Genomic DNA, 15,001 nt, shown 5'->3' with positions numbered 1-15,001 from the left:
TACATCAATGACAACACAATAATAATTATACCCTAAATAATTTGAGTTGCTGGAAAGCAGAGACACAAAGTCGAGTGACAAAACCTATGCCCCACAGAAGAAAAGGCATTATTCGCGCCCTGGCAGTTTTTTCCAGGTGACTTCATTGCGCAAGTAGGTAGGTTCAGCATTTTCCACACTGACCGCCAGCCCTAGCTGCCAGGCCTGCAATGCCAACGGCAGCATATCCTCAGCCTGCGGCAACAACATTTGCCCATCACTCAAACCAAGAGCCGCATCCGCCAGCAAATCCGGGTAAGTCTGCCACCCTGTGCCAACGTATGCCCAGTTGCCCTCTAAACTTCGCGCGCGTTCAAAAACCTGTGGCGGCGACAGCACCGCTTCCCCTTCACTTTCCCACCACTGGCCGTTCTGTTGGCGCTCAAACTGCCCCCAATAAACTTCCCCCATCCGCGCATCAATTGCTGCCAGCACGCGCTGCGTTCCGGTCAAGCGCCAAGCGCCCTGCGCCATGGTTTGCAAGGTGGATATACCCAACATCGGCAGATCTGCCCCCAACGCCAATCCCTGAGCAATGCCAATCCCGATACGCACGCCGGTAAAGCTGCCCGGCCCACGGCCAAAGGCCAGCGCATCGAGTTGAGAAAGCGTGAGCCCGGATTCAGCCAGCACCTGCTGCACCAGCGGTAAAATACGTTGCGTGTGTTCACGTGGACACAGTTCGAACAGGGCGTGGGTTTCGCCTTGATTCCAGATGGCAACAGAACAGGCTTCTGTTGCCGTATCAATCGCTAAAATTCGCGTGGACATGCCAAACCTCAGGCGGGAAAAATCAGTGGTTTCATACAGGGCGCGCATTGTAGCACAGCCTCAAAGTCACGCCTATCCACTAGCTGCCAGCGTTGAGGAAGGCAATCGCTTGTGCCAGATCGCGGGTGCGCGGCGTCGGTGGCAAGCTATTAAGAAACACTTCACCATAAGGGCGCATCACCAAGCGATTATCACAAATCACCAGCACACCGCGATCGTCGGTATCACGAATCAAACGGCCAACCCCCTGTTTCAGGGTAATCACAGCATCCGGTAACTGAACATCATTAAACGGGTCACCGCCACGCAGCCGGCAATCTTCAATACGCGCTTTCAACAGCGGATCGTCAGGAGAGGTAAACGGCAGTTTATCGATGATGACACAGGAAAGCGCGTCGCCCCGCACATCTACGCCCTCCCAGAAACTGCTGGTGGCCACCAACAGCGCATTACCCGCTTCAACAAACTGCGCCAAAAGCTGGCCTTTGCTGGTTTCCCCTTGCAACAGCACCGGCAATGTCAGGGTAGCCCGGAACTCCTCTGCCAGTTCGCGCATCATTTGGTGCGAGGTACACAGGAAGAAACAACGCCCCTGATTAGCTTCGATCAATGGCCGCAACATCCGTGCCAATTGGCGAGCACCACCCGGTTGATTGGGTGAAGGCAGAAAGCGCGGGACACACAGCAGCGCCTGATTGGCATAATCAAACGGGCTGGGCAGCAGCAACGTCTTGGCTTTATGCAACCCCAAACGTTCAGTAAAATGCCCCATCTGTTCGTTAACCGACAGCGTTGCCGAGGTAAAGATCCAACTGCCTACTTTCTCGTTGAGCATTTCGCGAAAACGTTCGGCTACCGTCAGCGGCGTCAGCGCCAACACGAAGTGGCGCGAATTGCATTCATACCAGTAGCTGAAACCCGGTTCGTTCACCTCTTTCAACCGTTTGAGACGGGCACGATACAGCGTCGCGCGCTCAAAAGCCGCATCCAACAATGCCGAACGCCCAAGGGACAGTTTGACCACGTCGTAACACAGTTCCAATGCATCATCAAGCAACAGCAGAGCACGCTGCACGTTTGGTTGTGCCAGTACTTCGCGCAGATTACCGCGAAAACCCGGTTCCCCCAGTGCCAAGCGGAAATCCTGAGTGCTTTGGCTAAGGCGATCGGCACTTTTTTGCAGCTGCGCTGTGTCACGGACTTCGGTGCGATAGGCAATGGTGATGTCTTTGGCTACATCCAACAGCTGGCGGCTGGTAAGCTGCTTGCCAAAATACTGGCTGGCGATATCCGGGATCTGGTGCGCTTCATCGAAGATCATCACCTCGGCTTCCGGAATCAATTCGGCAAATCCACTCTCTTTAACCACCATATCCGCCAGGAACAGGTGATGATTCACCACCACGACATCAGCATCCATCGCCCGACGGCGCGCCTTGACCACAAAGCACTCTTTATACAGCGGGCAGTCACTGCCCAGGCAATTGTCGTTGGTGCTGGTCACCAATGGCCAAACGAAACTGTCTTCCGCCACATCGCGGCAAGAACTGGTGTCCCCTTCTTCCGTTTGTGATGCCCAACTGCGCAGGCGTACCAGGTCGATCAGCGTCTGACCCGCTAATTCTCCCCCAGCCATCGACTGTTGTTCAAGCCGCTCCAGGCACAGATAATTGGAACGCCCTTTCAACAGCGCCAATTTACCTTGATAGTTTAATGCGTTGGCCACGGTAGGAAGATCGCGTGTATAAAGTTGATCCTGCAACGCTTTGGAACCGGTAGAAATAATCACCTTGCGTTGAGAGCGCAGCGCTGGTGCTAAATAGGCATACGTTTTACCGGTTCCGGTTCCCGCCTCAACCACCAGTTCCTGTTTGAAATTGATCGCTTCCGTCACCGCTTCTGCCATCAAACGCTGCGGTTCACGAGGTTTGAACCCCTTAATTGCCTGCGCCAAGGCGCCTTCTGGTGCGAAATCGTCTGCCACGCTATCTCTCTGCCGGTATCATTCTGCGGTGATTATACCCTTATTACCTGAAGCTGCATCGTTGTTGGCCACCGCACTAAATACTTTAGGTACATGCCAAACCCACAGCACCTCAGCCATCGGCTTTATCAATACACATATCCGGTGATGGCTGTGTTACCCTGAAGTTGTTGATGATAGGGAGACAATTGAATGAGTATTGAACGTATTGATCCAGCATCACGCTGGTCCGAAGCCGTGATCCATAATAATACTGTATATTACACCAGTGTACCAGAGAACCTTGAGCAAGATGCAATGGCGCAGACCGCCAACGCCTTGGCCGCCATTGACGTGCTCTTGGGGCGTGTCGGCTCAGATAAAAGCCGGGTGCTAGATGCAACCATTTTCTTGGCTGATGGTGATGACTTTGCCGCCATGAATACCGCTTGGGATGCCTGGGTGGTTGCAGGCAGCGCACCAGTGCGCTGCACCGTGCAGGCGCGCCTGATGAACCCGCAATTCAAAGTCGAAATCAAGATTATCGCCGCACTGTAGAGGAGAGCCGCAGGCTGTAAACCTGCGGTTTTTTTATCAAGCCAGTTTAATCATCACCATGCCAACTAACAGCAAGATCAGCCCCAGCCATCCCTTGGCATTTAAGCGTTGCCCAAACAGAATCCATCCTGCGGCGATAGTCGCAGCGATACCAAAACCGCCCCACAGCGCATAGGCTACCAACAGATCGATCCCCTTTACCGCCTGCGCCAATGCACTGAATGCCCCCAGCACTGACAACAGTGACAACAACCCCAACCAAATCCGCCGGAAACCGTCCGACATTTTCAGAAAGATGTTCGCAATAATTTCTAACACGATGGCTAATGCCAAGAACCCAAGGTGGTACAACTCAAGCTGTTGCATGATTGTCACCTCGCGGGCTGACCTGTTTTCGTGCTTTATTGGTGCCAGACTTCACCAACAAAATCCCAGCGACCAGAATCACTAATCCCAGCACCTTTAGAGCAGAAATAGGTTCATCGAACAACGTTACGCTAAACAAGGTAATAAACAGGATACCGATGCCTTCCCACAGCGCATAAGCCACCCCCAACGCCACACGTTTAACTGCTAACGACAACATCACATAAGAACCGGTAATCATCACATACATCACAATATGCCCGGTCATACCCCCGCTAACGCTGGCGTATTTCATCGATAAAGTGCCGATGATTTCAGCCACAATAGCAAAGCCCAAAAAAATCCAATAAATCATCATTTCTCTCCCAAACGGCGAATAACGCACGCTAAGGCGTATTTATCCCAATATGATCTCGTCAAACTGGCATACGAAGCCATCTGAGACGCAAAGATCTCTGGGGATAAACCAACCCGAATGCTATAAAAAGATTTGTCCGGTTACGCCGGATGAGCAGCAATAAAACCTGCCATCAGCACCGGTTAAGGGAGAGAGACGCTATAGCTCACTGCACCAATGGTGCTCACTGGCAAGAATGACAGAAAGGAAAAGTGAGTAAACAGACGTTTTGAGAGGAATAACATTAATTAGCATCATAATTATTCTCTATTTTCAGCCGCACACCGTGCGATTTGCCCAATATCCTCATTAATACAAAATTTTCAACTGCGCTATTTTTAGCATAACAGCCGTTATAAAGCAAACCGCTATTCTCACAAAAAACAGAAAAAAATGATTTAAATATAAAAGCGTTAACACTTTTAAAAATTAAAAAAGCCCGACATAATGCCGGGCTTTGCAGGGATTACGGTGATCGATCCCGCAATTTATGCGCGAGCACCTTTGACGGCTTCACGCGCCAGTTCAGTGATGCGGGCATAGTCGCCTTTTTCCAGGGCGTCTGCTGGCACCAACCAGGAACCACCGATGCACAGCACGCTTTTCAGTGCCAGATAGTCACGGTAATTATTTGGGGTGATCCCACCTGTCGGGCAGAAACGAATCTGCGGGAACGGGCCGCCAATCGCTTGCAGTGCTTTAACCCCGCCATTCGCTTCTGCCGGGAAGAACTTGAACTCACGCAGACCGTGGTCCATCCCCAGCATCAGTTCAGACACCGTGCTGATACCCGGGATCAACGGAATACTGCCTGCGGTCGCTGCTTTCAACAGGCTATCGGTCAAACCTGGGCTGATAGCAAACTGCGCTCCAGACTCGGTCACTTCATGCAATTGCTGCGAGTTAATCACCGTTCCTGCACCAATAATCGCATCTGGTACTTCTTTAGCAATCGCACGAATCGCATCCATCGCACAGGCGGTACGCAACGTCACTTCCAATACGCGCACGCCTCCAGCAACCAGCGCTTTAGCTAGCGGCACCGCGTGTTCCAGTTTGTTGATTACAATTACCGGAACGACTGGGCCTGCCGTCAGGATCTGCTCTGCGCTGGTTTTCCAGTTTTTCATCGTCGTCATCTCCACTACTTCGGTTTGTGTATGGCACGCCCCTGCCACAGGGCTCCGCATTGCTGCGGATTCCGACCGCACCGCTGTATTCTTCAGGTTACGATATTGCTTACCTTCACGCTTCCAGTCACTCACCTGTAGAAGCATTCTGTTATCGCCAGCCTGTAACTTGAAATTCTTTAGGTAAAAAAACTGGCAGACAGGCTGCCAGCAGATAGATTATTCAAACTCGTTCCAAGAGCGACCATCACGCGTGATCATCGCCACGGAAGCAACTGGCCCCCAAGTACCGGACTGGTAAGGTTTTGGAGCCTCGTTGTCTGCTTTCCACGCTTCCATGATGGAATCAACCCATTTCCAGGCTTCTTCCACCTCGTCACGGCGCACAAACAGCGCCTGGATACCGCGCATGGTTTCCAGCAACAGGCGCTCGTAAGCATCTGCTACGTGCTCCTGATTGAAGGTTTCCGAAAAACTCAGGTCCAGTTTGGTCGTTTGCAGGCGGTGTTTGTGATCCAGGCCCGGTACTTTGTTCAGTACCTGAATTTCAATCCCTTCATCCGGTTGCAAACGGATGGTCAACTTGTTCTGTGGCAACTGCTGGTATGAATCACGGAACAGGTTCAGCGGTGGATTTTTGAAGTACACCACCACTTCCGAGCATTTGGTTGGCAAACGTTTACCGGTACGCAGATAGAACGGTACACCGGCCCACTGCCAGTTGTCGATATCCACACGAATGGAAACAAAAGTTTCAGTGTTGCTGCTTTTGTTGGCAGCTTCTTCTTCCAGATAGCCGGGAACTTTTTTGCCCTGCACAAACCCAGCCGTGTATTGGCCGCGCACAGTGGTTTCCCGTACATTGGTCTGGTCAATACGGCGCAGCGAACGCAGCACCTTCACTTTTTCGTCACGAATACGATCGGTGGTCAAATCCGCAGGCGGTGACATGGCAATCATGGTCAGGATCTGCAACAGATGATTCTGGATCATGTCACGCATTTGGCCAGCCTGGTCAAAGTAACCCCAGCGCCCTTCGATCCCCACCTCTTCCGCCACCGTAATCTGCACGTGATCGATAGTACGGTTATCCCAGTTAGAGGCAAACAGAGAGTTGGCAAAACGCAGCGCCAGCAGATTGAGTACCGTTTCTTTCCCCAAATAATGGTCAATACGGTAAACCTGGCATTCGTTAAAATATTCCGCTACCTGATCGTTGATCACACGGGAAGAGGCCAAATCGGTACCAAGCGGCTTTTCCATCACCACACGCGCAGGTTCTTTATTCAGCTTGGCTTCGCCCAACCCTTTGCAAATCGCACCAAAGGTGCTGGGTGGCATGGCAAAATAGTTAATGGTGGTACGATGCTTCTGATCCAGCATTTTACCCAGGTTGGCGAAATGTTTGCTGTCGTTAACGTCCAGATTGCAGAAATCCAGACGGGCGCTCAGGGTGGCCCACAGCTCATCGTTCAGCTCTTCTTTCATAAAGGTGCCAAGCGCTTCCTTGACCACCTTGGTATAAGCTTCTTTATCCCACTCGGCGCGGCCTACACCGATAATACGGGTATCCGGATGGATATGGCCGGCTTTCTCCAACTGATACAGAGAAGGCAGCAGTTTACGACGCGCCAAATCGCCTTTCGCGCCGAAAATAACCAGGTCACACGCCTGGGCTGTAGAGGTTACCGCCATGTTCATCTCCTCATTGCAGGATATCTGTAATTTTCTTACATTGCTTAATGTACTCTTTTTAACTACAACCAGTAAACCCGGATCAAAAGCAGAAAAAAATCCCCAAAAACTACAGTGTTAACGCCGATCCCCGTAACAGTAGGGAAAGTTGTAATTTTCTGTCTTTTTTGACACTCTTTTACCATTATGAAACTTAGACACAGGTCATATTCTGGTGAAAAAAGCCAGCTTATCTCCTGCCGACCACTGCCAACGGTTACCAGCACGTAGTATATTTTCACTAAACTGGCATTGATTTCTCCTTTGAATGAAATCGTCATACCCTATGAATAATGGGTATAAAACCATGAGTGACTCCCGTTATATGAATACGCTGGAAAAAATCCAGAACCATCTGGAGCTCCTGAGCAAATCTGAAAGAAAAGTCGCCGAGGTGATCCTCGCCTCCCCACAAACCGCCATTCACTCAAGCATCGCCACACTGGCTAAAATGGCCGATGTCAGTGAACCCACCGTCAACCGTTTCTGTCGCCGCCTGGATACCAAAGGGTTCCCCGATTTTAAACTGCACTTGGCGCAAAGCCTGGCTAATGGCACACCTTACGTAAACCGTAACGTGGAAGAAGATGACAGCGTTGATGCCTACACCAGCAAAATCTTTGAATCCGTGATGGCCAGCCTGGATACAGTAAAGGCAAACCTCGATATTACCGCAATCAATCGTGCGGTTGATCTGCTGACCCAGGCAAAAAAAATCTCTTTCTTCGGTTTAGGCGCTTCCGCCGCCGTTGCGCACGACGCCATGAACAAGTTTTTCCGTTTCAATATTCCGGTAGTGTACTTCGACGATATCGTGATGCAGCGCATGAGCTGCATGAATTCAGGGGAAGGTGACGTTGTGGTGTTGATCTCACACACCGGGCGAACCAAGAACCTGGTGGAAATGGCTCATCTGGCGCGTGAAAACGACGCAACCGTCATCGCCATCACCTCACGTGATACTCCGTTGGCCAAAGAAGCGACCCTCGCTTTGTTGCTTGATGTACCGGAAGATACCGATGTTTATATGCCAATGGTGTCACGAATTGCCCAGTTAACGCTCATCGACGTTTTGGCAACCGGATTTACCTTGCGCAGAGGCGCTAAATTCAGAGATAACTTGAAGCGGGTCAAGGAAGCGTTGAAAGAATCGCGCTTTGATAAGGGCGCGTTCATTTCTAATAGTTTTGATTCGTAATTGATGTAAAAACCGCCGCTCAAAGCAGGATGTAAGAACGGCGAAATTATAAGTTGTACTGTGTCAACATGCACATACGGATAATCTGGGTGAAACATCGGCAGACTAAAGTGGTTGTTCACGCTCAGTTTCGTTATCCTAACATTTAGTAGCACCAATAATTTGCTTTACCAGTCAACGGAGTAAGACATGTCCAGACGGCTCAGAAGAACCAAAATCGTTACTACATTAGGCCCGGCTACCGACCGCGATAATAATCTGGAAAAGATTATTGCCGCTGGTGCGAACGTCGTTCGGCTTAATTTCTCCCACGGCAGCGCAGAAGACCATCAGGCTCGTGCCAATAAAGTGCGCGAAATTGCTGCCAAACTGGGGCGTCATGTCGCTATCCTTGGCGACCTTCAAGGGCCAAAAATTCGTGTATCCACCTTTAAGGAAGGCAAAGTCTTCCTTAACGTCGGTGATAAATTCCTGCTCGATGCCAACCTGTCTAAAGGCGAAGGCGATAAAGAAAAAGTCGGTATCGACTATAAAGGCCTGCCTGCCGACGTCGTACCAGGCGATGTCTTGCTGCTGGATGATGGCCGCGTGCAGTTAAAAGTGCTTGAAGTTCAGGGGATGAAAGTCTTCACTGAAGTGACCGTGGGTGGCCCGCTGTCGAACAATAAAGGTATCAATAAGTTGGGCGGCGGCCTGTCGGCAGAAGCCCTGACCGAGAAAGACAAAGCCGATATCATCACCGCGGCCAAAATTGGCGTTGATTATCTTGCCGTCTCCTTCCCACGTACCGGTGAAGACCTGAATTATGCACGCCGTTTGGCACGCGACGCAGGTTGTAACGCCAAAATTATTTCGAAGGTCGAACGTGCCGAAGCCGTGAGCAGCGACGAAGCCATGGATGATATCATTCTGGCTTCCGACGTGGTGATGGTCGCCCGTGGCGATTTAGGGGTGGAAATCGGCGATCCTGAGCTGGTCGGTATCCAGAAGAAACTGATCCGCCGCGCCCGCACGCTGAATCGTGCCGTGATCACCGCCACCCAAATGATGGAATCGATGATCACCAATCCAATGCCAACCCGCGCCGAAGTAATGGACGTAGCAAACGCGGTACTGGATGGGACGGATGCGGTGATGCTGTCTGCCGAAACCGCCGCTGGGCAGTATCCTGCCGAAACCGTTGCCGCAATGGCTCGTGTTTGCCTGGGGGCTGAAAAAATCCCAAGCATCAACGTTTCCAAACACCGTCTTGATATGCAGTTCGACAATGTCGAAGAAGCCATTGCCATGTCTTCGATGTATGCCGCCAACCACCTGAAAGGCGTCACTGCCATCATTGCGATGACTGAGTCTGGCCGCACCGCATTGATGATGTCGCGTATTAGTTCCGGCCTGCCGATCTTCGCCATGTCACGCCATGAACACACGCTTAATCTGACCGCTCTGTATCGTGGTGTAACGCCCGTTTACTTCGGCAGCCACAGCGACGGCGTAGCTGCCGCCAACGATGCGATCAACCGCCTGCGCGACAAAGGCTATCTGGTTTCTGGCGATCTGGTGATCGTCACCCAAGGTGACGTGATGAGTACGGTCGGCACCACCAATACCACCCGTATTCTGCGTGTAGAATAATCACACCGGGTACTCTCTAAGGCCGGTCAGCTTACGCCGACCGGCCTTTTTTTCGCCATTACCTCAAGAGAGCTGATGGTTTGAGACAACTGAGGAGGGTATTGGTCACGAAATTGTCGCTTGCCCGCAACTCGAATTATTTAGGGTATAACTCTTTCCGTGAATAGGGTTCAATTTCCCCTTCTTTCCGCGTTTTCAGCAATTTCAGTATCCAGGTATATTGTTCTGGATTCGGGCCAACCAGGTTTTCAACCTCTTCATTCATCCGGCGAGCAATACGTCGATCATCTGCGTTTGCCAAATCATCCATCGGTTCACCAATATAGATATCCAACATGCTGGTTTTACCGTTATACACCGGAAACAATGGAACGATCGCCGCCCGGCACACCTTCATTAAACGCCCCACAGCAGGTAACGTTGCTTTATAGGTGGCAAAGAAATCAACAAACTCGCTATGTTCAGCACCGTGATCCTGATCCGGCAAATAGTACCCCCAATATCCCTGGCGCACCGAGCTGATAAAGGGTTTGATCCCATCATTGCGCGCATGCAGGCGGCCACCAAACTTACGGCGCACGCTGTTCCACAAATAATCCACCAGCGGATTGCTCTGATTATGGAACATGGCTGCCATAGGTTGACCACGTGCAGCCATCAGCATGGCAGGCACATCCACCGCCCAACCATGCGGCACCAGAAAAATCACGTTACGGCCTTCCTGACGAATATTATCCAGCACCTCTTCACCATGCCAACGCACGCGTTTCAGCACTTTTTCCGGGTTACGGCAGGCCAGCTCGGCCATCAGAATCATTGACTGCGGAGCAGTCGCGAACATTTCATCAATGATGTGTTCACGCTGATTTTCCGGCACATCCGGCAGGCAATAAAGCAAGTTGATACGCGCACGACGGCGGGCGCCTTTGGCTACCTTTCCCACCCGTTTACCAAGAGCACCCAGCATGGGATCGCGCACGCGCGCCGGAAGTAGAGAAATGCCGGCCATCAGCCCGGTACCCAACCAAACCCCCCAGTAACGCGGGTGGAAAAAGGCTTTCTGGAATTGTGGAATGAACTCTACGTTCGATTTTTTCTCGTTTTGCATGTACCCGCTCTTCACTTAACGCTTCTGTTATACCCACCAGCCACATTTGCAGGGGAATAGATTGCCTGTCGCCTGAAATCCTTTGGGTATAATCATTATTGCAGACAATGACTGTGTCATTTACACCGAACAGGTGCCAATATAAAAAGCATCGGCCCGCAATCAGGCCGATGTATGATCAGAATTTAATGAAAGTCTTAATCCAGCTGCAGCTGCGGAACCACTTCTTTCACCACTGCCAGATAATCACTGCGATCTTTGCCGCTCAGCCCTTCAGAGCGTGGCAGCTTGGCCGTCACCGGGTTTACCGCCTGCTGGTTGACCCACATTTCATAGTGCAAATGCGGGCCAGTAGAGCGGCCAGTATTACCGGAAAGCCCGATACGATCGCCACGTTTGATTTTCTGCCCCGGTTTCACCAACGCTTTCTTAAGATGCATATAACGCGTGGTATATTGGCGCCCATGGCGAATCGCGACGTAGTTACCGGTATCACTGCCATATTTAGCCGCAACAACCTCACCGTCACCCACGGACAGCACTGGTGTACCCACTGGCATAGAGAAATCCACACCTCTGTGCGGAGCCACTCGCCCCGTCACAGGGTTCAGCCGGCGCGGGCTGAAGTGGGAGGAGATACGGAACTGTTTCATGGTAGGAAAACGCATAAAACCACGCGCCAGACCAGAAGCCTGACGATCATAGAACTTGCCGTCTTCAGCGCGGATCGCATAGTAATCTTTGCCCCCGCTGCGCATACGCACGCCCAGCAGTTGGCTTTGCTCGATCTTGCCATCAAACTGTTCACGTGACATCAGCGCCGCAAATTGATCCCCTTTACGCAGTTTACGGAAATCAAGTTGCCATTGCAGCGCTTTGGTCACTGCATTGATTTCAGCCCGGCTAAGACCCGCCGCAGAAGCACTAGTGACAAAGCTGCCGTTCAACTGGCCGCTCAGCACGCTATTGCGCCACTCGCCTTTTTGGGTTTCCTGAGATTCTTTGAAGCTGTTGCCCACGCGATCATAAGTGCGTGTTTCACGACGCGAGACTTCCCAGGTTAAACGTTGCAGGTCGCCCGTATCATTCAGTGTCCACGATAGTTGCTGACCAATTTTCAGGTTACGCAGGTCGCGATATTGCGAAGCCAGCAACGAAACATCCGACATTTCGATGCCGTACTGGGTCAGAACGCTGCCCAGCGTATCGCCAGTAGAAATCACATATTCATGCACACCCGCTTCACCGGCGATCTTCTGATCCAGTTCATCCTGCGGGATGTCATCATCGGGAGTCGGTTGCTCAACGTCTATCGGCTCGCTGGCCTCGGGTAACAAAGAGCGTAACTGATTGGATTCTAATTCAACATCTTTAACGATTGGGTTATGTTCCGGGTGATAGACAGAAGGCCGCCAAACAGCAACGGCCAGTGTCACGACTGTCAACGACCCAAGCATTACGCGATGGGGCCGAGGCAGGTTGTTATATGCCAGAACGATAGTTTGGACTATCTGCCGCACTCAGTATTATCCTCATGATTTTTACTTCAGGCAGCTCACGTATTGGTTAGACAGCGCAGTCAGGAAGTTCCCGTAGCTATCTTTCCCCAATGCGATGCCGATGCCCAGCGGGTCCAGCGTTCCAGAACGCACTGTGGTACCCTTGGCAACGGCATTAATTACGGCCGGCCTGAATTGTGGCTCAGCAAAAACACATACTGCTTTCTGCTCAACCAACTGTGTTCGAATTTGGTGTAAGCGCTGTGCTCCAGGCTGAATTTCGGGGTTGACGGTAAAATGGCCCAATGGGCTCAAGCCGAAGTGTTTTTCAAAGTAGCCGTAAGCATCATGAAAAACAAAGTATCCCTTACTCCGCACAGGCGTTAGCATCTTAACAAGATTTTTGTCAGTTTGCGCTAGTTGATCCTCGAACTGGCGCAGGTTTGCGTCTAGTTTGTCTTTCTTTTGCGGCATAAGTTCCAATAATCTGTCATGAATCGCGACAGCCGTCACTTTTGCCACCTCTGGTGACAACCAAACGTGCATATTGTATTCACCATGATGATGTTCGTGGTCATGTCCTTCTGCCGCATGATCATGGCCATCATCATGATCATCGTCGCCTTTCATCAATAACGGCTGCACACTCGCCAGTTCACTGATTGCCAGTTGCTTATTAGCCGCGACCTGCTTTAACGGCTTAGCCAAAAAAGCTTCCATATCCGGGCCAACCCATAGCACCAGCTCGGCAGCCTGCAAACGCTGAATATCTGACGGTCGCAGCGCGAAATCATGTGGTGATGAGCCATCCGGCAGTAAAACCTCCGTTGGCATCACCCCGTCAGCAATCGCTGATGCAATAAATCCCAGCGGGCGAACCGAAGTCACCACCGCCGCCGAAGCATGACCAGCAATCATTAATGCGCTGACAAACAATGCACGTTGCAGCCATTTATTTTTCTGTACCATCATCAGTAATCTCGTCGTTTTTGTTCAGGAAGCGTGATATTATAACATCCGGTTAGTTCTGCAAAATGTAATCACAACATGTCTACACTGGTAACGCTAAAAAATATTTCTGTCGCCTTCGACACCCGGCGAGTTCTGACGAAGATCTCACTCAGGCTGCAACCCGGGCGTATTCTGACGTTGCTCGGCCCCAATGGTGCGGGTAAATCCACCTTGGTGCGCGTAGTGCTCGGCCTGATAGATCCCACTGAAGGGACTATTGAGCGCCAATCGAACCTGCGCATTGGCTATGTGCCACAAAAATTGCACCTTGATGCCACATTACCTTTGACCGTCAGCCGTTTTATGCGTCTTAAACCCGGCGTGAAAAAGGCTGATATCCTACCGGCGCTGAAACGTGTTCATGCCGCACACCTGCTTGAGCAACCGATGCAAAAACTTTCCGGTGGCGAGAACCAACGCGTATTGCTGGCGCGTGCGCTGTTGAATGAACCACAGCTTTTGGTACTGGATGAACCGACCCAAGGGGTTGACGTCAATGGCCAATTGGCGCTGTACAATCTGATCGACCAATTGCGTCAAGAATTAGGCTGCGCCGTACTGATGGTGTCCCACGATCTGCATCTGGTCATGGCGAAAACGGATGAAGTCCTTTGCTTGAACCAGCATATCTGCTGTTCCGGCACGCCTGAAGCCGTGTCAATGCACCCTGAATTCATCGCCATGTTTGGCAACCGTGGTGCAGAACAACTGGCAATTTATCGCCACCACCATAATCACCGCCACGACCTGCAAGGCAGAATTGTGCTGAAAAAAACCGGGAGCCGCGAGGCATGATTGAACTGCTATTGCCCGGCTGGCTGGCCGGGGTGCTGTTGGCTGCCGCTGCGGGCCCGTTAGGATCTTTTGTGGTTTGGCGCAGAATGTCTTACTTCGGTGATACCTTGGCACATGCCTCACTGCTTGGCGTCGCTTTCGGCCTGTTGCTGGATATTAATCCGTTTTATACGGTTATTGCCGTCACGCTGCTGTTAGCACTGGTACTTGTCTGGCTGGAGCGTCGTCCTCAGCTTTCGGTTGACACCCTGCTCGGAATTATGGCGCACAGTGCGCTGTCGCTCGGTTTGGTCGTAGTCGCGTTAATGTCCAACGTGCGTGTCGATCTGATGGCTTATCTGTTCGGGGATTTGCTGTCGGTGACGATGAGTGACATCTGGATGATTGGCATCGGCGTGGTTATCGTGCTGTGGATCCTATGGTGGCAATGGCGCGATCTGCTGTCGATGACCATCAGCCCGGAAATGGCGCATGTTGACGGTGTTAATCTGGCGCGCGCGCGTACCATCCTGATGCTGGTCACAGCATTAACCATAGGGCTGGCAATGAAGTTTGTCGGCGCGCTGATCATTACTTCGCTGTTGATCATTCCGGCGGCTACCGCACGCCGTTTTGCCCGCACGCCAGAACAGATGGCGGGTTACGCGGTGCTGGTGGGCATTATTGCGGTCACCGGTGGTTTGACGTTTTCAGCCTTCTACGACACCCCCGCCGGGCCTTCGGTGGTGCTCTGTGCCGCCGTGCTGTTTGTATTAAGCCTGTCAAGAAAGCAGCAGGCCTAATCATCGTTGGGCGCACGT

General features: G+C 51.6%; 14 protein-coding genes. 5 read left to right on the top strand and 9 right to left on the bottom strand.

Annotation, left to right across the window (positions count from 1 at the left end):
• Positions 1 to 108: 108 nt before the first annotated feature.
• Both tsaB and Z042_RS15010 read right to left on the bottom strand, forming a co-directional pair.
• Complete coding sequence (gene tsaB, locus Z042_RS15015; protein WP_024910868.1) at positions 109 to 810, bottom strand: tRNA (adenosine(37)-N6)-threonylcarbamoyltransferase complex dimerization subunit type 1 TsaB; 702 nt, start codon at positions 808 to 810, stop codon at positions 109 to 111.
• Between the two features lie 79 nt (positions 811 to 889).
• On the bottom strand, positions 890 to 2,794 hold the full coding sequence (locus Z042_RS15010) for a DNA repair helicase YoaA (RefSeq protein ID WP_024910869.1): 1,905 nt from the start codon (positions 2,792 to 2,794) through the stop codon (positions 890 to 892).
• Between the two features lie 192 nt (positions 2,795 to 2,986).
• Here Z042_RS15010 and Z042_RS15005 point away from each other — a divergent pair, with 192 nt between their 5' ends.
• Entirely contained in the window at positions 2,987 to 3,331 is a 345-nt protein-coding gene (locus Z042_RS15005) for a RidA family protein (RefSeq protein WP_024910870.1), read from the top strand.
• 36 nt (positions 3,332 to 3,367) lie between these two features.
• On the opposite strand, the gene mdtI is transcribed toward Z042_RS15005, so the two are convergent.
• The 4 genes from mdtI to zwf form a co-directional block, all read right to left on the bottom strand.
• Entirely contained in the window at positions 3,368 to 3,697 is a 330-nt protein-coding gene (gene mdtI / locus Z042_RS15000) for a multidrug/spermidine efflux SMR transporter subunit MdtI (protein WP_024910871.1), read from the bottom strand.
• Positions 3,684 to 4,052, bottom strand: a complete 369-nt coding sequence (mdtJ, locus tag Z042_RS14995) for a multidrug/spermidine efflux SMR transporter subunit MdtJ (RefSeq protein WP_024910872.1) — start codon at positions 4,050 to 4,052, stop codon at positions 3,684 to 3,686. Before mdtJ ends, mdtI begins: the two co-directional genes overlap by 14 nt.
• A 530-nt stretch (positions 4,053 to 4,582) precedes the next feature.
• Positions 4,583 to 5,224, bottom strand: coding sequence for a bifunctional 4-hydroxy-2-oxoglutarate aldolase/2-dehydro-3-deoxy-phosphogluconate aldolase (locus Z042_RS14990; RefSeq protein WP_024910873.1), 642 nt, complete (start codon positions 5,222 to 5,224; stop codon positions 4,583 to 4,585).
• A gap of 219 nt (positions 5,225 to 5,443) precedes the next feature.
• Positions 5,444 to 6,919: a glucose-6-phosphate dehydrogenase gene (gene zwf / locus Z042_RS14985; protein ID WP_024910874.1), complete on the bottom strand. Its 1,476-nt coding sequence runs from the start codon at positions 6,917 to 6,919 to the stop codon at positions 5,444 to 5,446.
• A gap of 364 nt (positions 6,920 to 7,283) precedes the next feature.
• Here zwf and Z042_RS14975 point away from each other — a divergent pair, with 364 nt between their 5' ends.
• Both Z042_RS14975 and pyk read left to right on the top strand, forming a co-directional pair.
• Complete coding sequence (locus Z042_RS14975; protein ID WP_024910876.1) at positions 7,284 to 8,156, top strand: MurR/RpiR family transcriptional regulator; 873 nt, start codon at positions 7,284 to 7,286, stop codon at positions 8,154 to 8,156.
• A 189-nt stretch (positions 8,157 to 8,345) separates the two neighbouring features.
• Positions 8,346 to 9,788, top strand: a complete 1,443-nt coding sequence (gene pyk / locus Z042_RS14970; protein WP_024910877.1) for a pyruvate kinase — start codon at positions 8,346 to 8,348, stop codon at positions 9,786 to 9,788.
• A gap of 136 nt (positions 9,789 to 9,924) precedes the next feature.
• Here the strand turns inward: pyk and lpxM are convergent, their stop codons facing one another.
• The 3 genes from lpxM to znuA all read right to left on the bottom strand — a co-directional run bounded on the left by lpxM (position 9,925) and on the right by znuA (position 13,364).
• Positions 9,925 to 10,896 (bottom strand): lauroyl-Kdo(2)-lipid IV(A) myristoyltransferase, encoded by a 972-nt coding sequence (lpxM, locus tag Z042_RS14965; RefSeq protein ID WP_024910878.1) that lies wholly within the window; start codon positions 10,894 to 10,896, stop codon positions 9,925 to 9,927.
• Between the two features lie 197 nt (positions 10,897 to 11,093).
• On the bottom strand, positions 11,094 to 12,416 hold the full coding sequence (mepM, locus tag Z042_RS14960; protein WP_024910879.1) for a murein DD-endopeptidase MepM: 1,323 nt from the start codon (positions 12,414 to 12,416) through the stop codon (positions 11,094 to 11,096).
• A 21-nt stretch (positions 12,417 to 12,437) separates the two neighbouring features.
• A complete protein-coding gene (znuA, locus tag Z042_RS14955; RefSeq protein ID WP_024910880.1) occupies positions 12,438 to 13,364 on the bottom strand; it encodes a zinc ABC transporter substrate-binding protein ZnuA in 927 nt (308 codons plus the stop codon).
• Positions 13,365 to 13,442: 78 nt separating this feature from the next.
• On the opposite strand from znuA, the gene znuC reads away from it, so the two are divergent.
• On the top strand, positions 13,443 to 14,201 hold the full coding sequence (gene znuC, locus Z042_RS14950) for a zinc ABC transporter ATP-binding protein ZnuC (protein WP_024910881.1): 759 nt from the start codon (positions 13,443 to 13,445) through the stop codon (positions 14,199 to 14,201).
• Complete coding sequence (gene znuB / locus Z042_RS14945; protein WP_024910882.1) at positions 14,198 to 14,983, top strand: zinc ABC transporter permease subunit ZnuB; 786 nt, start codon at positions 14,198 to 14,200, stop codon at positions 14,981 to 14,983. Before znuC ends, znuB begins: the two co-directional genes overlap by 4 nt.
• Positions 14,984 to 15,001 lie beyond the last annotated feature (18 nt).

It is taken from the genome of Chania multitudinisentens RB-25, from assembly GCF_000520015.2.
Classification (GTDB): domain Bacteria; phylum Pseudomonadota; class Gammaproteobacteria; order Enterobacterales; family Enterobacteriaceae; genus Chania; species Chania multitudinisentens.
The sequence above is the reverse complement of the archived record's forward strand: the minus strand, read 5'-3'. Positions and strand labels throughout refer to the sequence as shown.